Raw genomic sequence first — 21,440 nt, 5'->3', positions numbered from 1 at the left:
TCAAAGGACCACCACGCCATGAGCCTTTATTTCACCGAAGACCACGAATGGATTGCCGTTGAAGGCAAGACCGGCACCGTCGGCATTACCGACCATGCGCAGGAACAGCTGGGCGACATCACCTTTATCGAACTGCCCGAAACCGGCAGCGATTTCGGCAAGGGCGACAGTGTTGCCGTGGTCGATTCGGTCAAGGCCGCCAGCGACGTCTATACCCCCGTGTCGGGCGCGATCACCGAAGTGAACGGCGCGCTGGAGGACGAGCCGGAACTGGTCAACAACGACGCCGAAGGCGACGGCTGGCTTTTCAAGCTGACCCTGTCCGACCCGTCCGAGCTGGAGGGGCTGATGGACGAGGACGCGTACAAGAAATTCGTAGAGAGCCTTTGATGCGTTATCTTCCGCTGACCGAGGGTGACCGGTCCGCCATGCTGGCGACGATCGGTGCCGATCATGTCGATGCCCTGTTCGCCGATGTTCCGGCAGAGGCGCTGCTGAAAGACCCCGTTTCGGGCCTGCCGATGCATGCCAGCGAAATGGCGGTCGAACGGCATATGAAAAAGCTGGCCGCGCAGAACCTGTCGGCAGCGGATGCGCCGTTCTTTCTGGGGGCGGGGGCCTATCGCCATCATATCCCCGCCACGGTCGACCATCTGATCCAGCGGGGCGAGTTTCTGACCGCCTATACCCCCTATCAGCCGGAAATCGCGCAGGGCACGCTGCAGGTCCTGTTCGAATTCCAGACGCAGGTCGCGCGGCTGTTCGGCACCGATATCGCCAATGCATCGATGTATGACGGGTCGACCGCATGCTGGGAAGCGATCGCCATGGCGGGCCGCATCACGCGCAAATCGCGCAGCGTGCTGGGGCCGATCCATCCGCATTACCTGTCGTCGGCCGAAACCATGGTGCGTTTCACCGGCGATACGCTGGTCAGCGTGGGGCCGCAGCTGTCCGCCGATGCGGGCGAGGATGCGGTCATTGCCGAAATCGACGACAAGACTGCCGCTGTCGTCGTGCAATATCCCGACATCCTTGGCCGCGTGCCCGATCTGGCGCGGATCGCCGATGCCGCCCATGCGCGGGGCGCGCTGCTGATCGCCGTGGTGACCGAGCCTGTGGCGCTGGGCCTGCTTGAAAGCCCGGGATCGCTGGGCGCCGATATCGTGGTGGGCGAGGGGCAGTCGCTGGGCGTCGGCCTGAATTTCGGCGGACCCTATCTGGGCCTGTTCGGCGCGCGCGAGAAATTCACGCGGCAAATGCCGGGCCGCCTGTGCGGCGAAACAGTGGATGCCGATGGCAAGCGCGGTTTCGTGCTGACCCTGTCGACGCGCGAACAGCATATCCGCCGCGAAAAGGCGACCAGCAATATCTGCACCAATTCGGGCCTGTGCGCGCTGGCGTTTTCGATCCACATGACGCTGCTGGGCGGAGAGGGGCTGGGCAGTCTGGCCCGCATCAACCATGCCCGCGCGCTGGAAGTGGCCGAACGGCTGGGCGCGATTCCGGGTGTCGAGATCGTCAACGAAGGCAATTTCTTCAACGAGTTTACCCTGCGCCTTGTCGGCAAGGATGCCCGCGAAGTCGCCTATGCGCTGACCAAGCGCGAAATTCTGGGCGGCGTGTCGATGGGCCGCCTGTTCCCCGACCGCGCCGACATGGCCGAAGGGTTGCTGCTGGCGGTCACCGAAACGGTCAGCGACGAGGATATCGATTATCTGGCCGGCGCACTGCAGGAGATTCTGGCATGAGCACCATCAATCGCAGCGGCTGGAAGCCCGAAATGGGCGCGGTGGACGTCCACGCCCCCGAAACATCGCCCACGGCCAGCGGGGACCGCGCGCTCAACCTGGAAGAGCCGCTGATCTTCGAATTGCATTCGAAGGGCAAATGCGGCGTCGATTTCGACACGGTGCCCGCAACGGTCTCGCCCGCGCTGGCGAAATTCACCCGCAAGCAGCCGGTCGACCTGCCCGCGCTGGCAGAACCCGAAACGGTGCGCCATTACACGCGCCTGTCGCGGCAGAACTATGCCATCGATCTTGGCCCGTTCCCGCTGGGATCGTGCACGATGAAGCACAATCCGCGCCTGAACGAGGCGGTGGCGCGCATGCCGGGCTTTGCCGACATTCACCCTCTGCAGCCGATGGACACGGTGCAGGGCGCCTATGCAGTGATCGAGCAGCTGGCCGACTGGCTGATGAAGCTGACCAATATGAGCGCCGTCGCCATGAGCCCCAAGGCAGGCGCACATGGCGAATTGTGCGGCATTTTGTGCATGCGCGCCGCGCTGGAAGCGCGCGGCGACGCGCGCGAGGTGATCCTTGTGCCCGAAAGCGCGCATGGCACCAATCCCGCCACGGCGGCGTTCGCGGGTTATCGCGTGGAGAACATCCCTGCGACCAAGGACGGCCGCGTCGATCTGGCGAAGCTGAAGGAACGGCTGGGTCCGGACGTGGCGGGGGTGATGATCACCAATCCCAACACCTGCGGCCTGTTCGAACGCGATATGAAGGCGATTTCCGACGCGGTGCATGCGGCAGGCGGGCTGGTTTACTGCGACGGCGCGAACTTCAACGCCATCGTCGGCAAGGTACGCCCCGGCGACCTTGGCGTCGATGCGATGCATATCAACCTGCACAAGACCTTCTCCACCCCGCATGGCGGCGGCGGTCCGGGCAGCGGGCCGGTTGTTCTGTCGGAAGCACTGGCGCCCTTCGCGCCGATCCCCTTCGTCCGCCGCGACGACAAGGGACGGCTGCGCATGGTGGAGGAACGCGCACGCGCCGATCATGCCGCGCAAAGCTTTGGCCGCATGGCCGCGTTCCACGGGCAAATGGGCATGTTCACCCGCGCGCTGACCTATATGCTGTCGCATGGCGCCGACGGGCTGCGTCAGGTTGCCGAGGATGCGGTGCTGAATGCGAACTACATTCTGCGCAGCCTCGAAGACGTGCTCGACGCGCCCTATGGCGATGCCGGCCCGTGCATGCACGAGGCTTTGTTCAGCGATGACGACCTGCCCGAAGGCATGACGACGCTCGACATCGCCAAGGGGCTGATCGACGAAGGGTTCCACCCGATGACGGTCTATTTCCCGCTGGTCGTGCATGGCGCGATGCTGGTCGAACCGACCGAGACGGAGAGCAAGATCGGCCTCGACCGGCTGATCGGATCGCTCCGTTCGCTGGCAGAGCGGGCGAAGGCGGGTGACGAGACGCTGAAATCCGCGCCCCATTTCGCCCCGCGCCGCCGGATGGATGAGACCAAGGCCGCCCGCAAACCCGTGCTGACGTGGAAATCCGCGCCCGGTCAGGCAGGCGAACCGGCGCTGAGCGAGCTGGGCGGAAGCTGATGCAGGACGGCGGCGGCGATGGCGGCACGCATGCGGGCGTGCGCTTTCCGCCGCCGCTGATCTTTCTGGGGCTGTTGCTGGCGGGGCTGGCGGCGGACGATCTTCTGGCGCTCAACCCCGCGATACCGCAATGGCTGCGCGCAGCGGGCTATGTGATCGCGGCCACCGGCCTGCTGTCGATCGCATGGGCGCTGGCGCAATTCCGGCAGGCGGGAAATAACCCCGAACCGTGGAAGCCGGACACTGCCTTCGTTGCGGCGGGCCTGTATCGCATTACCCGCAACCCGATGTATCTGGGCATGGCGCTAGCCTATCTGGGGCTGGCGCTGGCGATGGACAGCCTTGGCGCGCTGCTGCTGTGGCCGGTCGCCGTCGCGCTGATCGACCGTCTGGTCATCGCGCGTGAGGAACGCCATTTGCTACGGCGTTTCGGCCCGGCTTACGAGGAATACCGAACCCGTGTCCGCCGCTGGATCTGATAGGCCCGACAGGGGGCACGACCCTGCCGACCGCTGGGTGGACGACCGCCGCCACGCCCCCGCGACGCAGCGCAACCGCGAACCCATTGGCGATTGTCTGGCCACGATCCTGCCTGCCACCGGCCTCGTGCTGGAAGTGGCAAGCGGGTCGGGCGAACATGCGCTGTTTTTCGCGCGGCGATTTCCTGCGCTGGAATGGCAGCCCAGCGATCCCGATGCGGATGCGATCCGGTCCATCGCCGCATGGCGCGGGGCGGAGGGCACCGCGAACCTGCGTGCGCCGGTGATGCTGGATGCCAGCGCGCCCGACTGGCCGGTGGACCGGGCCGATGCGATGCTATGCGTGAACATGGTCCATATCAGCCCGTGGGACGCGACAATCGGCCTGTTCGCGGGGGCCGCGCGTGTGCTGCCTGCCGGTGCGCCGCTGGTGATCTATGGCCCGTTCCGCTCTGCCGATATTCCCACCGCCCCGTCCAATCTGGAATTCGACCGGTCGCTGAAAATGCGCGATCCGCGTTGGGGGCTGCGCGATCTGGCCGATGTCGATGCGCTGGCACAGGCAAGCGGGCTGATGCCGGCGGCGCGGCATGGGATGCCCGCCCATAATATGCTGCTGGAATTTCGCCGCATATGAAAACGCCCGCCGATGGGGCGGGCGCTTTGCATGTGCGACTTCGGCAAGAAATTAATCGATGGCGTCTTCGCCGGCCTTGCCGACCGATTCGATATCCTCACCCGCACCCTTGACGGTGTTGCAGGCGGTTGCGGTCAGCGCCAGCGAGCCAAGCGCGCAGGCAATAGCGATACGACGGATCATAAGACGGCTCCTTCGGTTTCTGTTGGGCGAATAACGCTGTGACAGTTAACCGGTTCCGCAGCATGCGATTTGCCCTTACGGTTCCATCGTGCGCATCCGCCTGCGCCGCAAGATCTGTTCGCGCACCACGATGATCACGCCCGCCGCGATAATCAGCGGCGCGCCCAGCCACAGGCTGGCAGGCGGCAGGCTTGCGAACAGGTACCAGCCATAGAACGCCGCCGCGATCAGCGAGACGTAATCCATCACGATGACGCTGGCGACCTGCCCAAAGCGCAGAGCAAGGGTCAGCAGAACCTGTGCCAGCGTGCCCGATACGCCAATGGCCAGCAGAAGCGCGAAATCGACCGGATCGCTCGTCCATCCGTCGAAGAGCGACCAGACCAGCAGCAACGGCGACGTGAACAGCGAGAAATAGAGCACGATCACCACGCTGTTTTCCGTTTGCGCCAGATCGCGGATCTGGATCGAGACGACCGCCACCATAAAGGCCGCCGCAATCGCGACGCAGGCCCCGATCAGCGGAATGTCCGCTCCGCCCGGGCCCGCCACCAGCAGCACGCCGGCAAAGCCCAGCAATACCGCCATCCAGCGCCATTTGCCGACATGTTCGTGCAGCACCACGGCCGACAGGATCACGGCAAAGATCGGCGCGGTAAAGCTGAAGGTCGTGGACACCGCCAGCGGCAGCAGGATGGGGGACAGGAAATTCAGAACCATGCCCGTTCCGCCGTAGAGCGAGCGCATGAAATGCCCGCCCAGACGTTTCGTGCGCAGCACCGCAAAGCCGCTGGTCAGCCCCAGCCACACCAGCAGGATCGGGATCGATGTCGCCTGCCGCACCAGCAGCATATGCGACAGTGGCAGCCCGTGTTCGTGGCCCAGCTTTACCATGGCGAACATGGTGGCCAGCGTCAGCGCCGCGCCCAGCCGCAGCACCAGTGCCAGCGTGGGCCGTTGATGCGCCTGCGGCCGTGCGCCCGTTTCGGCCTGTTCGCTGCCGGTCGCGGCCGTGTTTTCCGCAGCTTCGGCCACAAGCGTGTCGGGCGTTTCGTCGGCAGGGCTTGGGGTGCGGGCCATGGGGCCCTATGGAACCGTCACGCCCTGCGGATCAAGCGCGTTTTTGCGCTGCAGCATGGCATGATGACGGAAAGGGCGCAAAAGTGATCGACTGGCTGATCGCAAGCGATGCGGGGCACTGGACGATGCTGGCGGCGGCGGCGCTGCTGGTGGCGGCACTCGCATGGCTGGGCGACTGGCGCAGGGCGCGCAGGGCCGTGCCCGATGCGGTGGGCTGCATGCCATGGACCGCGGTATTCATGGCCGCGCTGCTGGTGACGGTGATCGCCGGAACGCTGGCGTTCCTGACGTGGATGTCGCCCTAGGCGCGCGGATCAAGCGGATCAAAAGGGGGGGGCGCAACCGAAGCTGCCGCCCCCGAACGCCTTACAGACAGGCCTGCAGGAATGCCTGATCGAAGCCGTACTGGCGTGCCTTTTCCAGCGTATAGGGGCGCAGGCCGGTCGAACGGTGCTCGCCGATGATCTTGCCGTCCTCACCCTCGTCCAGATATTCGAACTTGAACAGGTCCTGCGTGACGATGACGTCGCCTTCCATGCCGATCACCTCGGTAATCTGCGTGGTGCGGCGCGAACCATCGCGCAGACGCTTTACCTGTACGATCAGGTCCACCGAATCCGCGATCTGCTTCGAAATCGCGGCCTTGGGGATCTTGATGTCGCCCATCAGGATCATGTTTTCCATACGGCCAAGGCATTCGCGCGGGCTGTTGGAGTGGAGCGTACACATCGAACCGTCGTGGCCCGTGTTCATGGCGGCCAGCAGGTCGAAACATTCGGCGCCACGGATTTCGCCCAGGATGATGCGGTCAGGACGCATACGCAGGGCGTTCTTCACAAGGTCGCCGATGGTGATCGCGCCTTCGCCTTCAAGGTTCGGCGGGCGCGTTTCCAGCGGCAGCCAGTGCGGCTGCTGCAAGCGAAGTTCGGCGGCGTCCTCGATCGTCAGCACGCGTTCGCCCGGGTCGATCATCTTGGACAATGCGTTCAGCATCGTCGTCTTACCCGAACCCGTACCGCCCGAAATCACGATATTCATCCGGCTGGCGCCCGCGATTTTCAGCGCGGTGGCCATATTGTCGGACATCGAACCGAAATCGCGCAGCATGTCGATCGTGATCGGCTTTTCGGAAAACTTACGGATCGAGATCGCCGTGCCCTTCAGGCTGAGCGGCGGGACGATGACGTTGACGCGGCTGCCGTCCTTCAGGCGGGCGTCGGCCAGCGGGGTCGTCTGGTCGACGCGGCGGCCGACCTGGTTCACGATGCGTTGCGCGATCTGGAACAGATGCTGTTCGTCGCGGAACTGGATCTTGGCGAGCTGCAGCTTGCCCTTTTTCTCGATATAGGTCTGCTGCGGGCCGTTGACCATGATATCGGACACGTCAGGGTCGTTCAGCAGCTCTTCGAGCGGGCCAAAGCCCAGCAGCTCGTCGACCAGCACTTTTTCCAGCGCGAATTGCTCGCGCCGGTTCAGCGTGATCTTCAGCTCCTGAAGAACCTCCATGATGATCGGACGGAATTCTTCCGACAGCTCTTCCTTGGTCAGCGTGGCGGCCGCTTCGGGGTCGACGCGTTCCAGCAGGCGGGGAAGCACCTGTTCCTTGATCTTGTGAACGCTGGCCTCGAACCCCTCGGGGCCCTTGTCCGCCTCGTGCACCGCGTTCGACCGTTCGGCGAGGCGGGCCAGCGCCTCGTCCTGCGCATCGGGCTTATGTTCGGGCAGGGGCGGGAATTGTTCGTCCATGCCGGGCGGCGGCGGCGGAGTGGTGCGCAGCGGTTCGGACCCGCCCTTCATCGGCCGGGCAACCCCGAATGCGGGGCGCTGCCCCATGCCGCCCATTCCGTTCTTCCGGCCGAAAGCGTTCATTCCAAACTCCGCAACATGCGATCAGGTTCGCCGACAGAGACACCTCCCGGTTCGGCTGTGACGGGCTATGCCGGAATTTGGTGAATAAGTTGTAAAACTCTCGTGCCTCGAAGCGCGGGATTTGCTCTTCTAAAATCCAGTCAGTCACGTTTTCTTAGTACAGCAGGCCCACACGGCAACAGCGGGTCGTGCGCGGTTGGCAGCCGCTACGTGGAAGCGACTATCGGGAGTGGAAGTTGCTGATTAAGATCGCCAAAAGCAACGTCAGCTGGTTGGCGCTGGACCGAATTGCAAGACTGGCCCTGGGACTTTTGGTAGGGGTTCTGGTGGCGCGCTATCTTGGTCCGTACGATTACGGTCGTCTAAACCTGTCGATAGCCTATGCTGGAATTTTTGCTGCCCTTTCTACTGTTGGCTTAGAGGCCGTCGCTGTCAGTCGATTAGCAGACGGCCATCACGATCAGGCGGCCGTCGTGGGGACGGGGTTGATGATCCGACTGGCTGGCTCGGTTGTCGCCGTCTTGCTCGCAAGCCTCTCGGCAGCACTTATCCAAGGTGATGCCGCTCTGGTTATATTGACCGCAATTTCCTCCGGTGTTTTCATCGCGCAGGCAGGCTACGTACTCGATTGGCTGGCGCAGGCGCAGCATAGGAATTGGATTCCGTCCGTCGCGCAAACAAGTGCTTCAATATGTTCTGGCTTAGTCAAGATGTGGTTGATCATTTGGGAAGCCGATCTCGTATGGTTCGCACTCTCGAACGTTGCAGAGGCGGCATTGGCCAGTCTCGCCATGTTTGCCTTATTTCGTTCGCGTAGGCTGGATATAAGTTTCCGCTTCGATGGCAGTCTTGCGCGAACTATGCTCACGGACGCACTTCCGCTGGTAATTTCCGGCTTTGCGTTCTTTATCTATACGAGAATGGACCTGATCATGTTGGGCCGAATAGCTGGAGAGAACGATGTTGGAAACTACAGTGCTGCCTTACGTATCGGTGAAGCGATAGGCTTCATACCACTCGCATTCATTACTGTAGGATTTCCGAAATGGGTGCGACTGTTCGGTAAAGATCGCCAAGCATACGAGAGGAATATTCTTATCGATTTCCGTAGGATAGTCGTAATTTCATTAGTAATTTCGTCTATTGTTTCGTTGTCGGCCCAGTCGATCTGCCAGTTCCTCTATGGTGATCGGTTCGACGATGCGTCCGACATCCTAGTGGTGAGTGCATGGATATCCGCCTTGTCTGTGTGGGGATTTGCCAGTAGCAGGCTGATCATAATCGAAGGAAATGCCAATCTGATCGTCTACCGAAACCTTGCAGGTATAGCTGTCAACTTCGTCGGTAATGCGATTCTTATCCCTATTTTGGGAGCGGTTGGTTCGGCATTGTCGACTGTTACTGCCTATTTATGCGCCAATTTTCTGTTTTACGCTTTTTCAAGCAAGTTGAGACCTTTGTTGATTCTTTACATGCGTTGTTTTCTAACGATACCTGCTTCATTTAAAGTGCAAATCAAATGACGATCGCGCTGTTTGATCCATCTATTTCTTCCGAAAATCTTGGCGACCAAATTATTCGCGACGCTGTTCTGACTGAATTGACGAGGCGAATGCCGGAGCAGCAGATCGTGCATCTTCCTACGCAGGAAATAATTGCAAAACATTCGATCCGCATCGCTTGTGAGGCGGACTGGCGCATCGTTGGCGGAACGAATCTACTGTCAGCCCATATGTTGCGTTATCGTCAGTGGCAGATCGGGTGGAGGACGGCGCGCAGGATCGGCCCAGTACTGCTGTGCGGCGTTGGCTGGTGGCAGTATCAAGGCAAGCCGGACGCATACACCAAAGCGGTTCTACGTGCGGCGCTTTCCCGCGACGGCCTGCACTCGGTAAGAGACGAGTATACCAAGCAGAAACTGGCTTCCATCGGCATCACCAATGTTGTCAATACCGGTTGCCCAACAATGTGGGCCGAAGGTTTTGGTCAAGAGGCCAGCAGGACGAAGCGCTCTAATGCTGTCTTATTCACTCTCACTGACTATCATCCAAACCCCGATCGTGACCGACTTCTTATCGGGGTTTTGAAATCAATTTATGAGGATTTGCTATTTTGGCCGCAGGGAAAAGGGGATCGTCGGTATTTGTCCAGCCTCGAATGTGACGATGGCATTCGAGTGATCGAACCGAGCCTTTCGGCATTCGATAGCTTACTGAAGCCCGGCGCGATCGATTATGTCGGCACTCGCCTCCATGGCGGCATTAGGGCGATACAAAATGGTGTTCGCACTATCATCGTGGCAATTGACAATCGAAGCACAGAGCTTGCGAAGCAGACAGGGCTTCCTGTCGTTGAAGCCCTGAACGACTCTCGCTTGCGGGCTTCTATTATCGGCAGTGTTCCGCAGATCAGCGTCAATGCCGAAGCTATCGCGCAATGGCGGGCGCAATTCGGTTAGTCGGCCAAAGGCTGTGATGTCTCTGACCCGCGTCCTTCACATCTCTCAATCCGATTGTCGGGGCGGGGCGGCGATTGCGGCGCGGCGATTGGTGCAGGCGCAGCGCGATGCCGGCATCGATGCGCACATGCTGGTGCTCGACAGATCGGGGCGTGAAGACTGGGGCCACGAATACGCGGGCCCTGTCCGGCGCATTCGGATCAGGGCGCAACGCTTTGCGGCCAAGCGGCTTTGCCGGATATTGTCGCATCATGACCGGCAGGCGATGCGCACGCTGGCGTTGTTCGATGCGGGGCTGGGCCCGCATGTGGCGGCGTTGCGGCCCGATGTGGTCCATCTCCACTGGCTGGGTGCGGAAAGTGCCGGACTGGGCGATATGGCGATGGTCGGAACGAAGGCGCGGAACGGGCATGGCGGGCAGGCAGCGGCGCCGGTCGTCTGGACGTGCCACGACGAATGGGCATTCGGCGGCGCGGCACATTACGACGGTTCCGACGAATATCGTCATGCGTTTCGCGCGCGCCCGTTTCATGATCCCGACCGCTGGACGATGCGCCGCAAGATGCGAAAATGGCAGGGATGGCGACCGACTCTGATCGCGCCGAGCCGGTGGATGGCCGAACGCGCGGCGCAATCGCCGGTCGCTCGCGACTGGCCGGTACAGGTCATTCCCAATACGCTGCCATTCGACCGCTTTGCCACACAGCCAAGGGAACGGGCACGTGAAACGCTGGGGCTGAACCCCGACGGGTATTATCTTCTTTCCGGTGCAATTGGCGGCACCGGCGATCCGCGCAAGGGTTTCGATCTTCTGGCTGCGGCGCTGGATCTCTTGCCGCCGGAATTAAAGGCGCGGACCACCTTGCTGGGTTTTGGCGGGGCCAAGGCCACCTCGCTGGTCAATGGTGTCACGCATCATGCGTTCGGACCGGTCGACGACGAACGCGCGCTGGCAGCGATCTATAACGCTGCCGATGTCTTCATCCTGCCGTCGCGACTAGATAATCTGCCCAATACATTGCTGGAGGCGCAGGCCTGCGGGACGCCGTGTCTGGCCTTTGATGTCGGCGGCGTAATGGATGCGTTGCCGGCCCCGGAATCCGCGCTTGTCCCCGCCTTTCAGATCGACGCGATGGCGCGCGCCATTGTGGCGCAATATTCAGGCATTGGCGATGTCGATCGTGCACGATTGCGGGGCCACGCACTGGCGCGTTTCGGCGGCGAGACGGTGACAGCACAGCACCGTTCGCTTTACGAAGAGCTGATCCGGACCAAAGGTGGCGAAGAGTAAATGACCGGCAGCGAACATGGGGGACACACATTGACGACGCATGGCGGGCCCGCGACGGACAGGCCCAGATTTACCATCGTCACTGCCAGCTTCAACGCACTGGCCGGGCTGCGGCGCACAGTCGAAAACGTGGCAGCACAGGATTTTCCGGATGTCGAACATGTCATCGTTGACGGAGGATCGAGCGACGGGTCGCGGGAGTATCTGGAATCGCAGGGGCAAAAATTGCGCTGGATCAGCGAGCCGGACGAAGGGATCGCTGATGCATTGAACAAGGGGATCGCCATGGCGAGGGGCGATTATATCCTTGTTCTGCAGGCCGAGGATGTGTTCGTCGACGCCACCAGCCTTTCTTCGGTAGCGCGCGATCTGGGCGATACAGGCCGGTTCGGCACGATCGATATTGCCGCTTACGAGGTGATCCTCGATTTCGGTGACCGGACCGTTCTGCGCAAGGCAAGGCCGCTGGGCTGGCTGAGCAGCTTCAAGATGACCTGTCCGCATCAGGGCATGTTCGTTGCGCGCTCGCTATATGCGCGGATCGGCAGTTTCGACGCATCCTACCGTGTGGCGATGGATTACGAATGGCTGCTGCGGGCGCGCAACGCGGGTGCGCGCCTGCTCGCCTTCAGCCGCCCCGTCGCGATTATGCCCGCAACCGGCGTCAGCACGCAGACGGGCTGGTCATCGGTGGCGCGCCGGCTGGACGAGGATCGCAGGCTGCAGGATCAGCACGCCACCAGCGGGCTGCAAAAAATGGCCAGCGGCGTGTTCTGGTCCGTTTACAAGCCGTTCAAGCAGGTGAAGGCGCGCATCGGTTCGGGGCCGGGGTGACCCCGGTGCTGACCATCGTTCTGTGCTTCTATAACGAGGAGCAGTGGATCGCGCGCACGCTTGCCAGCCTTGCGACGCAGACCGACCGGCGTTTCTCATTGATCCTTGTCGACAATGGCTCGACCGACGGCAGCGTGGCGGCAGCGCGTTCGGCATTGAAGGGGATGGCCGATATCGACGCCCGATTTATCAGCGAACCGGTCGCAGGCAAGATCCATGCATTGCGGGCAGGCACGATGGCTGCCGGAACGCGCTATGTCGCGACGATCGATGCCGATACGATCTATCCACCCCATTATACGGCGACGCTACTGGCGATGTTCGCCCGGCGGCCCGATGCATCCTGCGCCATCGGGTTTGGCTTGCCGCCCAACGGCGTGGACGGCTGGACGCATCGCAAGCTGCGATTTTTTGCGTGGGCCTTGCCGCGCAAATGCCATTCGGGCGGTTATGCGCAGGCCTTTGATACTGCGCGGCTGATGGCGAGTGGCGGTTTCGATGCGAAGCGCTGGCCCTATGTGCTGGAGGATCACGAGATCGTGAACGCGATCGCGAAATCGGGGCCTATACTCTATCATCGCGACCTTTATTGCTTTCCGTCCGATCGCCGCAGCGACCGCTCCGCAGTCGGCTGGACGCTGGCGGAACGCATTGCCTACAAGGTGCTGCCGGTCGCGGTCATGGACCGTTTCTTTTACAGCTTTCTGGCCGGACGTTTCCTGCGGCGCGGGGCAGCTAATGTCGCGCTGCGCAATCAGGATCAGTGGAACCGCGCGGATTAGGTGAAGGCCGCCAGTGTCTGGGCCGCTGCGCGCTGCCAGTCGAAATGCTGCCCTGCCGCTTTCTGCGATGCGATCAGCCGGGACGACCGCGCGGTATCAGGCCATTTCTCCACCGTCACGACAGCCGCAGCCCACGCAGGCGCATCGGCAGGCGGCAGCAGCCGGCCCGTAACCCCGTCGATCACCGCATCGCGCAGCCCGTCGCAATCGGCAGCCAGCACCATGCCGCCTGCCGCCGCCGCTTCGGGTGCGACAAGACCGAACCCCTCGTATTCGCCGTTCGCCATCGGGATATTGGGGATCACCACGGCCAGCGCATCGCGATAGGCGCGTATCAAGGCCTCTCCGTGCAGCGCGCCAAGGAAGTGTACGCGCGGATTGTCCAGCATTGCACGTTCGGTTTCGTTCCAGCCCGTGCCCGCGATATCCAGCGTGATATGGGCGGGCAGCAAGGGCAGCACCTCGCGGATGAACCAGCCGCACCCCTTGCGTTCGATCAGGCGGCCCGCGAACAGCAGGCGGCCGTTATGCGTCCCGTCGGGCGGCGGTGCGACAATATCGGTGGCCAGCGGCACGATAGCGGAATTGTGCCAGCCAGTCTCGCGCAGCACCTCTGCCGTGGCCCGCGAATTCGCGATGATCATTGTGTTGCGCAAAAGCCGTGCGCCCAGCCGCAGATAGGCGCCATACAGATGCCCCCTGATCCCGCCGCGCCGGTGATAGGCGACATCGGTGCCATGGGCGGCGATGGCGATCCGCGGCGCACCACGCAGCATGGCCACCAACGCCAATGGCCATATCGCCATATCGCCCAGCAGCGCGGCATCGGGCGTGACGGGCAGGGCGAACAGGCGGCGGATGACCGTAAAGGGAAACGCCAGCAGGCTGACCGCCGATGGCGGCATTCCGTCATCCTTGCCGGGCAGGGCGATCGGTTCCAGCGCGCACAGCCGGGCGAGCGCCTCGGCCATGCGGATCGACCATGTTTCCATCCCGCCCACGGCGGGAGCCCATTTGCGCGTGATAAAGACCATCGACAGGGGCATTTCACCGGCCATGAAGCATCAATATCCGAGCCACAGATCGCCCTGTGGCGCTTTGCCCTGGGGCGGATCGGCAATGTCGGCCCACACCAGCCGCGCGGGGCGCTTGCTACCATTGGCAAGTAAATACATGCCTCTTGCGATGGTGACGATATCGCCCGCCTCGTGCGGGACGCCATCGACAGAGACATCATGGCCTTCGACACGATAGCGGCCGGGGATCAGAAACTCGCTGTCTATCGCCGAACCGGCTGGCAACGACTTGCCCGCCAGCCAGATCGTGCCCCAGTATCGCACGTAATTCTCGCGCCAGGCCCGTGCGTCTTCGGGCAGCAATATGGCCGTTCTGTCCCCGCCGGTCAGGGCGGCGGTGACCATGATGTCGTTTTCGATCAGCAAGGGGACCGTCTGCGTTTCCATCGCCGCGCGATAGCTGTTGGTGCCCGCGCGCCGATATTGCTCGATGCCCCACGGCGTCATGAAGCCGTTGGCCTTCCTGAAGCTGCCGATCATGCCGCTGTGATCGAAATAGGCAGTGCCTTGCGGAAACATGCGCTGGGCCGCATCGGTCACGGATTGCTGGCTGGCCAGCACCTTGCGGTCATCGCTGGCCCATGTCGCCAGCGCGATGGCCAGCATCACCGCGATAACCGGCAGCGCGCCGAAACGCGATCGCAGCCAGTCCAGCCCGCATGATGCCGCAATGGCCAGCGGCGGCAGCAGGAACACATAGAAATACCCGGCGCTGTTGCGATAAAGGGCAAGCGTCAGCACCGGCATCCAAAGCCCTGCCAGCGCCCATTTCGCCGCGCGGGAAAGCCCGCTTCGGGCGATGGCGAGGGGCGCGGTCAGGATCAGCAATGCGAACAAAGGCGCAAGACTGGCTGCCTTGACGATCATCCGCCAATAGGGCGGCACGCCGATAAAGAACATGTCGCTGGCCGAACGGTTCAGCACCGCGCCCGCTTGCGCGCCGGTATCGGGAACGGTCGGTGAAGGCGCTGATGCAGCCTGCGCCAACGGTGCGGCCGAAGCGGCAATCGCGGCGGCGTGCCACAGATAAAGCGCGGCGAATATCGCCAGCGCGGCAAGGCCGATCGCCGCTATCCGCAGCCCGGTGGCGCGGTCGCGACCCGCCTCTGCCCAGCGCAGCCATGCCATGCCAAGGAAGGCGGGCGCGTAAAGCACGGCCTTGATCGTAATCATTCCCGCCAGCCCGATCAGCGCACCGGTCAGCAGCACGCTCCACCAGCGCAGTGGTGCACGCGCCAGAACGGCTAGTGCGACCACCAGCGAGGCGGTGACCGGAGGATCGACACGGAACGACATGCCGTGTTGCAGCACGTAACCGGCCGAAAGATAGGCCAGCACCGCCAGCGCCGACACAAGCGGATCGGTAAAACGGCGCGCCAGCGCATAGATAACGCCCAGCGTGACGAGTTCGAACCCGAACATCGGAATGCGCGCGGCCAGAATGTGATCGACCGTGCTGCCCGGCAAAGCCAGCAGCCATTGGAACGCATGGACGTGGATCGTCTGGAGCGGGGTCGGCAATTGGCCCCGCGCGAACTGGGCGACCTGACCGTAAAAGAAGAATTCGTCCCAATTGACAGCACGCGTGAAAATCAGGGCAAACTGCAAGGCCAGCAACAGGGCAATGGCGGCAATGGTCAGCCGTATCGCACCATGGGTCGAAGGGCCGCCGTCCGCGGCTGCGGGTTGCATGTGCCTATCGCTTACAAGCGCGTCCATATCGCCCCGTTCAAACTGTTTTTTGCCGGAAGATCGGGGTTGCGACCCCAGATCAGCCGCGCGTCGGATTTGCCCGCTGGCGCGATAGTGTGATTGCCGCGCGAAATATCGATGATGCTGCCCGGGGGCAGGATGCGTCCGTCGACGGTGACCGGTCCGCCGATCACCGTATAGGGGCCGGGCACGAGAAAGCGGCTGCTGCGCGGTTCATCGGATGCGGCGATGTCGCGCCCCGCCACAAAGATCGCGCCGGTTACCTGCACATAGTTCTCACGCAGCGCAAACGTATCCTCGGGCACGAAGATGTCGTTTTCCGGATCGTCCAGCTCTGCGAACAGCCACCAGTTGGTCAGCAGCAAGGGTACAGGCTCTGCCTCCATCGCGCGGACATAGCTGGGCACGCCTTGCGCGGCGTATCCCTTCATGCCCCATGGTGTCATGAACCCGTTGCGCTTGGGGAACGCGGCGATCATGCCGGGGTGATCGAAATAGGCGACCGGTTCGGGAAAGATGCGATGCACCGCATCGATCAGCGCGCGCTGGTTGGCCAGCACATCGCTGCGCTCTGTAGCCAGCGTCGCGAGTGAGGGTGCGGCAAGCGCGGCGGCAATCAATAGCGTCGGGCATTTGGCCCGCAGCGGCGCCATTACGGCGATACAGGCAATGCTGACTGGCGCGAGGATGAACACGAAATAATAGCTCGCCGTGTTTTCATAGAATGCCAGCGTGACGACCGGCAGCCACAGGCCCGCCAGCGCGATGCGTTGCGGCCCGCTGAAATGCCGTCCGCGCAGCAGCGCAAACGGCGTGGCAATCGTCATGGCGGTCAGTGTCAAAGCCATCAGCGCGCCCTTGAGGATCATGCCCAGATTATTGGGCATGCCCAGAAAGAACATGCGCTCCGCCGCGTCGCCCAGCAGATGGCCCGATGCGGCATTTGCCTTGCCGATCCCGCCCGATCGATCCGTGGCGGCATCGGTTACGCCGCTGGCATGCAAGGCATAGAACATGGCGAAAAGAGCGACCGTCATGGCGCCGAACATTGCCACGCGCATCAGGGCGGGCCACGGGCGATCCGCCTCGCGCCAGCGCATATAGGCGATTGCGGCAAAGGGCGGCGCATAGAAAATCGCCTTGATCGTGAACATCGCAGCCAGCGCCGCCGATGCCGCGCCGCCAATGGCCATGATCCAGTATCGCGGCCCGCCCGGCGGCATCCACGCCAGCATGGCCAGGGAACCCGTCAAGGCTGCGGTTGCCGCCGGATCGGTGCGGAAGGAAAATCCGTGTTGGAGGACATAGCCCGCCGACAGATAGGCGAGCGCCGCCAGAAGCGCGCCCGAACGATCCGTAAAGCGGCGCGACACGGCATAGATCGCGACCAAAGCGGCACATTCGCATGCCAGCATGACAGTGCGGGCGGCTATGATTGCGTCGATCTCGTGGTCGAACATGGCCGGTAGCCAGACGAACAGGCGGACATGGATATTCTGAAGCGCACGGTTCAGATCGCCGCCCGCAAAGCGGACGACCTCGCCGTAATAGAAGAATTCGTCCCAGTTGATGGCGCGCGTATGCACCATCACGGCCTGTGCGATCAGCAGTAGTGCGATGGCAACCGACGGCCAGATGGCACTTTCCGCATCGGGCAGGGCAGCCCTTGGCCCGGTGCGGGCATGCAAGGGCGCGGACCGCATGGCTCAACGGCTCCGGCGGGTGGGCGTGCGCTTGGCCTTGGCGGGAAGGGGAACCACATCCGCGGCCCGTTCGCCGGTCGGGTCTATGGCAGGCGCCTTGGCGGAGGTGGCGTCCTGTTCCGCCAGCCGTTCCTCCAGCTTGCGGACCTTGTGCAGCGTGGCTTCCAGCAGCTTGCGATTGGCAGTGATCAGGTCGGCCAGCATGCCCATCACGGCCACCAGCGCGCCCAGCACCAGCAGCGCGCCGCCGATGACCAGCGACTGGATATGGCCGCCGCCATCGCCGTTTAAATAAAACCACAGGAACCGCAGGATCGGGACCAGCCCTGCAAAGGCCAGCAGCAGACCGGTGCCCACGAACACGCGCAGCGCGTTATAGGTGGTATAGGCCCGCGCGATGGTGACACCGGTCTGGCCGATAAAACGCGGAATCGATGTGAACAGGCGCGACGGGCGCGGCGTGGCATGGGTGCGCACCGGCACGCTGGCGATCGCCATGCGCTTGCGCCCGGCCTGGATCAGCATGTCGGTGGTATAGCTGAATTCGGTGGTGATCGTGATGCGCTGCGCCGCCTCGCGGCTGATGGCGCGGAAACCGCTGACCGCGTCGGTGATTTCCGTGCCCGACAGACCGCGAACCACGGCGCTGCCCAGACGTTGCAGGCGGCGTTTGAACGGACCGAAATGCGCATTCTTGCCGACACCGCGGTCGCCGATGACGATATCGGCCTCTCCGCGCAGGATCGGCTGGACCAGTGCCGCGATATCCGCGCCCTCGTACTGGCCGTCGGCATCGGTGTTGACGATGATATCGGCGCCCGCCGCCAGACAGGCGTCCAGCCCGGACTGGAACGCATTGGCCAGCCCGCGATTGCGGCGATGGCGAACGATATGCTGCACACCCCATTTGCGCGCGACTTCGGAGGTATTGTCCCTGGACCCGTCATCGATGATCAGCACTTCGATCGTATCGATGCCGGCAATCTCGTGCGGCAGGGCAGCCAGTGTCGCGGGCAGGTCGTCTGCCTCGTTCAAACACGGAATCTGGATGATAAGCCGCGTCAATCTCATTCCCCCTGGCACGCAAGACTAGTCGATAGAGCGGCTATGGGCAATTTCGCTTGAGAAAACGTTAACCATGAGCGGTAATATCCGGGCGCGACCGGCGGCGCCTATTCAAAGCGCGCGCGATAATCCTCCAACGCATCGGCCAGCCCGTCGCGCAAGTCGATCCGCGGTGCCCAGCCCATGTCCGCCATCATCGTGCCATCCATGATCTTGCGCGGCGTTCCGTCCGGTTTCGATGCATCGAATTCGACGCGGCCTGCGAACCCCACAATGCCGGCGATCAGCCGCGCCAGATCGGCAATCGCGATCTCTCGCCCGCTACCCACGTTCACATGTCCTTCGGCCGAATAATGTTCGAGCAAAAAGACGCATCCGTCCGCCAGATCGCTGACATGCATGAATTCGCGCAAGGGGGTGCCGGTGCCCCAGACGGTCAGCGCAGCATCGCCATTCGCCTTGGCGGTGCTGGCCTTGCGTATCAGAGCGGGAACGACGTGGCTGCCATCAGGATCGTAATTGTCGCCGGGCCCGTACAGATTGGTCGGCATTGCCGATATAAAGTCACAGCCATACTGGCGGCGATAGGACTGGCACAGCATGATCCCCGCGATCTTTGCAACTGCGTACCATTGGTTGGTGGGCTCCAGCGGGCCGGTCAGCAGGCTGTCTTCACGGATCGGCTGCGGGGCCATGCGCGGATAGATGCATGACGATCCCAGAAACAAGAGCTTGCGGCAGCCATGCTGTCGCGCGGCTTCGATGATATTCGCCTCGATCATCAGATTGTCGTAAAGGAATTCGGCCGGGCGACTGTCATTCGCCTTGATGCCGCCGACCCTTGCTGCGGCAACGATCACCACCTCGGGGGCATTGGCCGAAAACCAGGTGCGGACAGCGGCCTGATCGCGAAGGTCGATCTCGCGCGGAGCGGTCTGGATTTCGCAGTCTTCGCTGGCCAGACGCCGGACGAGTGCCTGCCCGACCATACCGCGATGCCCGGCGACATAAACCCGCTTTCCGGCCAGCACAAAGCTCATGCGCTGCCCTTGGCGATCGGCGCATCGCGCATGACTTGCAGATCGGCATCGACCATCTCGCGTACCAGCTCGCGGACCGGGGTTTCGTGCCTCCACCCCAGTTCGCGATGCGCCTTGGACGGGTCGCCCAGCAGCAGGTCCACCTCGGTCGGGCGGAAATAACGGGGATCGATTTCAAGCACGCATCGACCGGTTTTCAGGCAATAGGCTTTCTCTTCGACTCCGCTGCCCCTCAGTTCGACCGGCATGCCGGCATCTTCGAATGCCCATAGTACGAAATCGCGTACCGACGTCGTTTCGCCGGTCGCCAGCACATAATCGCCCGGCTCGTCCTGCTGGACCATCTGCCACATGCCGCGTGCATATTCGCGTGCATGGCCCCAGTCGCGCCGCGCGTCGAGATTGCCGATATACAGCCTGTCCTGCCGGCCCAGCGCGATGGCCGCGGCGGCACGGGTAATCTTGCGTGTGACAAAGGTTTCGCCGCGCAGCGGGCTTTCATGATTGAACAGGATGCCGTTCGAGGCATGGATGCCATAGGCTTCGCGGTAATTGACCGTAATCCAATAGGCATACAGCTTGGCCACGGCATAGGGCGAGCGCGGGTAGAACGGCGTGGTTTCGCTTTGCGGCACCTGCTGGGCAAGGCCGTATAATTCGCTCGTCGACGCCTGATAGAATCGCGTCCGTTGTTCCATGCCCAGAATACGGATCGCCTCCAGCAGGCGCAGCGTGCCCATTGCGTCGGAATTCGCGGTATATTCGGGCGTTTCAAAGCTGACCTGCACATGGCTTTGCGCGGCCAGATTGTAAATTTCGTCGGGCTGCACTTCCTGTACGATGCGGATCAGATTGGTCGCATCGGTCAGATCGCCATAATGCAGCTGAAAGGTCTGGTTCTGCACATGGGGATCTTCGTAAATATCCTCGATCCGGCCCGTATTGAACGAGGATGAACGGCGCTTTACGCCATGAACGACATATCCTTTTTCCAGCAGCAGCCGCGCCAGATAGGCGCCGTCCTGTCCGGTAACGCCGGTGATCAATGCCGTCTTGCCGCTCATGTTTTCCTCGTACTGGCTATCGGGCGGGACCGTGCGTCATGGGTGCGGGCATGACAAGGTGTGGCCATCGCTTGTCGTCAGCAAGTAGGGTGGCGCGATGACCCGCGATCCGGATCCACCGCTCTGCTGGCTGTGCGCGCGGCCTTTGGGACAGCGGGTGGAGCGGCATCATACGGTGCCGAAAAGCAGGGGAGGGCGGGTGACGGTCGATGTGCACCCGATCTGTCACCGCAGCCTGCACGCGCGCTTTACCAATGCAGAGCTGGCGCGGCTAGGCGATGATGTGGCGGCAGTGCGGCGCGATGCCGACATGGCCGCCTTTCTGCGCTGGATCGCGCGAAAGCCCCCCGACTTCCACGCGCCCACACGCAAGCGGAACTAGGCCCGGGCGCGCAAGCGGAATTAGGCCGAGACGCGCAAGCGGAATGAGACCTGGACGCGCAAGCGGAACAGGGCCGGAATCTCAGGCCAGACGCAGCAGGCGCTGTAACAGGCCGGGTTCTTCCAGCGGCTGGATGCGGCCATAACGCTGACGCCGCATATTGGCGTCGGTAAATGGCCGCGGACTACTCCAGGCATCCTTGCCCGATTGATGGAATGTATATCTCGACACGCTCTTGCCCCCTTGGCAGTCGATATGGATGAGTATCGCTTAGCGGGCCCTTTAAGACGAGCGCGAGTTGTCAGCTTTCGATCCGCAGCTTTATCCACAGTCGCGCGCCATACAAAGGTTAATGCCAAGGGTCGGAAACGATTGACATTTTTGTCAGCGCAGACCCGCAACCTATTGTCCCCACGCACTTGCCGGCAG

The 21,440-nt window shown here is 62.5% G+C and carries 22 protein-coding genes; 12 read left to right on the top strand and 10 right to left on the bottom strand.

Features of this window, described 5'->3' with window-relative positions; genetic code table 11:
* The first annotated feature begins 18 nt into the window (after positions 1–18).
* The 5 genes from gcvH to LOZ74_RS14595 are packed head-to-tail and all read left to right on the top strand — an operon-like array spanning position 19 to position 4,471.
* The gene (gene gcvH / locus LOZ74_RS14615; RefSeq protein ID WP_230280130.1) at positions 19–390 is read left to right on the top strand and encodes a glycine cleavage system protein GcvH; all 372 of its coding nucleotides are present in this window, start codon (positions 19–21) and stop codon (positions 388–390) included.
* Positions 390–1,751: an aminomethyl-transferring glycine dehydrogenase subunit GcvPA gene (gene gcvPA, locus LOZ74_RS14610; protein WP_230291769.1), complete on the top strand. Its 1,362-nt coding sequence runs from the start codon at positions 390–392 to the stop codon at positions 1,749–1,751. Before gcvH ends, gcvPA begins: the two co-directional genes overlap by 1 nt.
* Complete coding sequence (gene gcvPB, locus LOZ74_RS14605; protein WP_230291768.1) at positions 1,748–3,355, top strand: aminomethyl-transferring glycine dehydrogenase subunit GcvPB; 1,608 nt, start codon at positions 1,748–1,750, stop codon at positions 3,353–3,355. The genes gcvPA and gcvPB overlap by 4 nt, the downstream gene beginning before the upstream one ends.
* Positions 3,355–3,834, top strand: coding sequence for an isoprenylcysteine carboxylmethyltransferase family protein (locus LOZ74_RS14600; RefSeq protein WP_230291767.1), 480 nt, complete (start codon positions 3,355–3,357; stop codon positions 3,832–3,834). The genes gcvPB and LOZ74_RS14600 overlap by 1 nt, the downstream gene beginning before the upstream one ends.
* Positions 3,815–4,471, top strand: coding sequence for a DUF938 domain-containing protein (locus LOZ74_RS14595; protein WP_370638840.1), 657 nt, complete (start codon positions 3,815–3,817; stop codon positions 4,469–4,471). The genes LOZ74_RS14600 and LOZ74_RS14595 overlap by 20 nt, the downstream gene beginning before the upstream one ends.
* A 51-nt stretch (positions 4,472–4,522) precedes the next feature.
* Here LOZ74_RS14595 and LOZ74_RS14590 read toward each other — a convergent pair whose 3' ends face one another.
* Positions 4,523–4,654 (bottom strand): entericidin A/B family lipoprotein, encoded by a 132-nt coding sequence (locus tag LOZ74_RS14590; protein WP_230280135.1) that lies wholly within the window; start codon positions 4,652–4,654, stop codon positions 4,523–4,525.
* A 75-nt stretch (positions 4,655–4,729) separates the two neighbouring features.
* Positions 4,730–5,734: a DMT family transporter gene (locus LOZ74_RS14585; RefSeq protein WP_230291766.1), complete on the bottom strand. Its 1,005-nt coding sequence runs from the start codon at positions 5,732–5,734 to the stop codon at positions 4,730–4,732.
* Between the two features lie 83 nt (positions 5,735–5,817).
* On the opposite strand from LOZ74_RS14585, the gene LOZ74_RS14580 reads away from it, so the two are divergent.
* Complete coding sequence (locus LOZ74_RS14580) at positions 5,818–6,039, top strand: hypothetical protein (RefSeq protein WP_230291765.1); 222 nt, start codon at positions 5,818–5,820, stop codon at positions 6,037–6,039.
* Between the two features lie 61 nt (positions 6,040–6,100).
* Here the strand turns inward: LOZ74_RS14580 and LOZ74_RS14575 are convergent, their stop codons facing one another.
* Positions 6,101–7,603, bottom strand: coding sequence for a CpaF family protein (locus LOZ74_RS14575; RefSeq protein ID WP_230291764.1), 1,503 nt, complete (start codon positions 7,601–7,603; stop codon positions 6,101–6,103).
* Between the two features lie 236 nt (positions 7,604–7,839).
* On the opposite strand from LOZ74_RS14575, the gene LOZ74_RS14570 reads away from it, so the two are divergent.
* The 5 genes from LOZ74_RS14570 to LOZ74_RS14550 all read left to right on the top strand — a co-directional run bounded on the left by LOZ74_RS14570 (position 7,840) and on the right by LOZ74_RS14550 (position 12,968).
* Positions 7,840–9,126, top strand: a complete 1,287-nt coding sequence (locus LOZ74_RS14570; RefSeq protein WP_230291763.1) for a flippase — start codon at positions 7,840–7,842, stop codon at positions 9,124–9,126.
* On the top strand, positions 9,123–10,061 hold the full coding sequence (locus LOZ74_RS14565) for a polysaccharide pyruvyl transferase family protein (protein ID WP_230291762.1): 939 nt from the start codon (positions 9,123–9,125) through the stop codon (positions 10,059–10,061). The genes LOZ74_RS14570 and LOZ74_RS14565 overlap by 4 nt, the downstream gene beginning before the upstream one ends.
* Positions 10,062–10,152: 91 nt before the next feature.
* Complete coding sequence (locus tag LOZ74_RS14560; protein ID WP_230293909.1) at positions 10,153–11,352, top strand: glycosyltransferase; 1,200 nt, start codon at positions 10,153–10,155, stop codon at positions 11,350–11,352.
* The gene (locus LOZ74_RS14555) at positions 11,353–12,186 is read left to right on the top strand and encodes a glycosyltransferase family 2 protein (RefSeq protein WP_230291761.1); all 834 of its coding nucleotides are present in this window, start codon (positions 11,353–11,355) and stop codon (positions 12,184–12,186) included.
* Between the two features lie 5 nt (positions 12,187–12,191).
* Complete coding sequence (locus LOZ74_RS14550) at positions 12,192–12,968, top strand: glycosyltransferase family A protein (RefSeq protein WP_230291760.1); 777 nt, start codon at positions 12,192–12,194, stop codon at positions 12,966–12,968.
* On the opposite strand, the gene LOZ74_RS14545 is transcribed toward LOZ74_RS14550, so the two are convergent.
* From LOZ74_RS14545 to gmd, 6 genes are all read right to left on the bottom strand, one after another.
* Positions 12,965–14,026, bottom strand: coding sequence for a glycosyltransferase family 4 protein (locus LOZ74_RS14545; protein WP_230291759.1), 1,062 nt, complete (start codon positions 14,024–14,026; stop codon positions 12,965–12,967). The genes LOZ74_RS14550 and LOZ74_RS14545 overlap by 4 nt on opposite strands.
* A 6-nt stretch (positions 14,027–14,032) precedes the next feature.
* Complete coding sequence (locus LOZ74_RS14540; RefSeq protein ID WP_230291758.1) at positions 14,033–15,736, bottom strand: glycosyltransferase family 39 protein; 1,704 nt, start codon at positions 15,734–15,736, stop codon at positions 14,033–14,035.
* An 11-nt stretch (positions 15,737–15,747) separates the two neighbouring features.
* Positions 15,748–17,445 carry a hypothetical protein gene (locus tag LOZ74_RS14535; protein ID WP_230291757.1) on the bottom strand — a complete coding sequence of 566 codons (1,698 nt, stop codon included), beginning with the start codon at positions 17,443–17,445 and terminating at the stop codon, positions 15,748–15,750.
* An 18-nt stretch (positions 17,446–17,463) separates the two neighbouring features.
* Positions 17,464–18,531 (bottom strand): glycosyltransferase family 2 protein, encoded by a 1,068-nt coding sequence (locus LOZ74_RS14530; protein WP_370638839.1) that lies wholly within the window; start codon positions 18,529–18,531, stop codon positions 17,464–17,466.
* A gap of 101 nt (positions 18,532–18,632) precedes the next feature.
* A complete protein-coding gene (locus LOZ74_RS14525) occupies positions 18,633–19,565 on the bottom strand; it encodes a GDP-L-fucose synthase (protein WP_230291755.1) in 933 nt (310 codons plus the stop codon).
* Positions 19,562–20,629 carry a GDP-mannose 4,6-dehydratase gene (gene gmd / locus LOZ74_RS14520; RefSeq protein ID WP_230291754.1) on the bottom strand — a complete coding sequence of 356 codons (1,068 nt, stop codon included), beginning with the start codon at positions 20,627–20,629 and terminating at the stop codon, positions 19,562–19,564. The genes LOZ74_RS14525 and gmd overlap by 4 nt, the downstream gene beginning before the upstream one ends.
* 97 nt (positions 20,630–20,726) lie before the next feature.
* Between gmd and LOZ74_RS14515 the strand changes: the two genes are divergently transcribed.
* Positions 20,727–21,011 carry an HNH endonuclease gene (locus tag LOZ74_RS14515; protein ID WP_230291753.1) on the top strand — a complete coding sequence of 95 codons (285 nt, stop codon included), beginning with the start codon at positions 20,727–20,729 and terminating at the stop codon, positions 21,009–21,011.
* 81 nt (positions 21,012–21,092) lie between these two features.
* Here LOZ74_RS14515 and LOZ74_RS14510 read toward each other — a convergent pair whose 3' ends face one another.
* Complete coding sequence (locus tag LOZ74_RS14510; protein WP_230280151.1) at positions 21,093–21,242, bottom strand: hypothetical protein; 150 nt, start codon at positions 21,240–21,242, stop codon at positions 21,093–21,095.
* Positions 21,243–21,440: the final 198 nt, after the last annotated feature.

It is taken from the genome of Croceicoccus sp. Ery5 (assembly GCF_020985325.1).
Lineage (GTDB): Bacteria > Pseudomonadota > Alphaproteobacteria > Sphingomonadales > Sphingomonadaceae > Croceicoccus.
Note: the sequence above shows the minus strand (reverse complement) of the source record. Positions and strands in the feature narration are given on the sequence as shown.

Bases quoted from the DNA above. Each gene is read 5' to 3' on its own strand.
- gcvH (WP_230280130.1), top strand. From the start codon at position 19: ATGAGCCTTTATTTCACCGAAGACCACGAATGGATTGCCGTTGAAGGC.
- gcvPA (WP_230291769.1), top strand. From the start codon at position 390: ATGCGTTATCTTCCGCTGACCGAGGGTGACCGGTCCGCCATGCTGGCG.
- gcvPB (WP_230291768.1), top strand. From the start codon at position 1,748: ATGAGCACCATCAATCGCAGCGGCTGGAAGCCCGAAATGGGCGCGGTG.
- LOZ74_RS14600 (WP_230291767.1), top strand. From the start codon at position 3,355: ATGCAGGACGGCGGCGGCGATGGCGGCACGCATGCGGGCGTGCGCTTT.
- LOZ74_RS14590 (WP_230280135.1), bottom strand. From the start codon at position 4,654: ATGATCCGTCGTATCGCTATTGCCTGCGCGCTTGGCTCGCTGGCGCTG.
- LOZ74_RS14585 (WP_230291766.1), bottom strand. From the start codon at position 5,734: ATGGCCCGCACCCCAAGCCCTGCCGACGAAACGCCCGACACGCTTGTG.
- LOZ74_RS14575 (WP_230291764.1), bottom strand. From the start codon at position 7,603: ATGAACGCTTTCGGCCGGAAGAACGGAATGGGCGGCATGGGGCAGCGC.
- LOZ74_RS14565 (WP_230291762.1), top strand. From the start codon at position 9,123: ATGACGATCGCGCTGTTTGATCCATCTATTTCTTCCGAAAATCTTGGC.
- LOZ74_RS14555 (WP_230291761.1), top strand. From the start codon at position 11,353: ATGACCGGCAGCGAACATGGGGGACACACATTGACGACGCATGGCGGG.
- LOZ74_RS14545 (WP_230291759.1), bottom strand. From the start codon at position 14,026: ATGGCCGGTGAAATGCCCCTGTCGATGGTCTTTATCACGCGCAAATGG.
- LOZ74_RS14540 (WP_230291758.1), bottom strand. From the start codon at position 15,736: ATGCAACCCGCAGCCGCGGACGGCGGCCCTTCGACCCATGGTGCGATA.
- LOZ74_RS14530 (WP_370638839.1), bottom strand. From the start codon at position 18,531: ATGAGATTGACGCGGCTTATCATCCAGATTCCGTGTTTGAACGAGGCA.
- LOZ74_RS14525 (WP_230291755.1), bottom strand. From the start codon at position 19,565: ATGAGCTTTGTGCTGGCCGGAAAGCGGGTTTATGTCGCCGGGCATCGC.
- gmd (WP_230291754.1), bottom strand. From the start codon at position 20,629: ATGAGCGGCAAGACGGCATTGATCACCGGCGTTACCGGACAGGACGGC.
- LOZ74_RS14515 (WP_230291753.1), top strand. From the start codon at position 20,727: ATGACCCGCGATCCGGATCCACCGCTCTGCTGGCTGTGCGCGCGGCCT.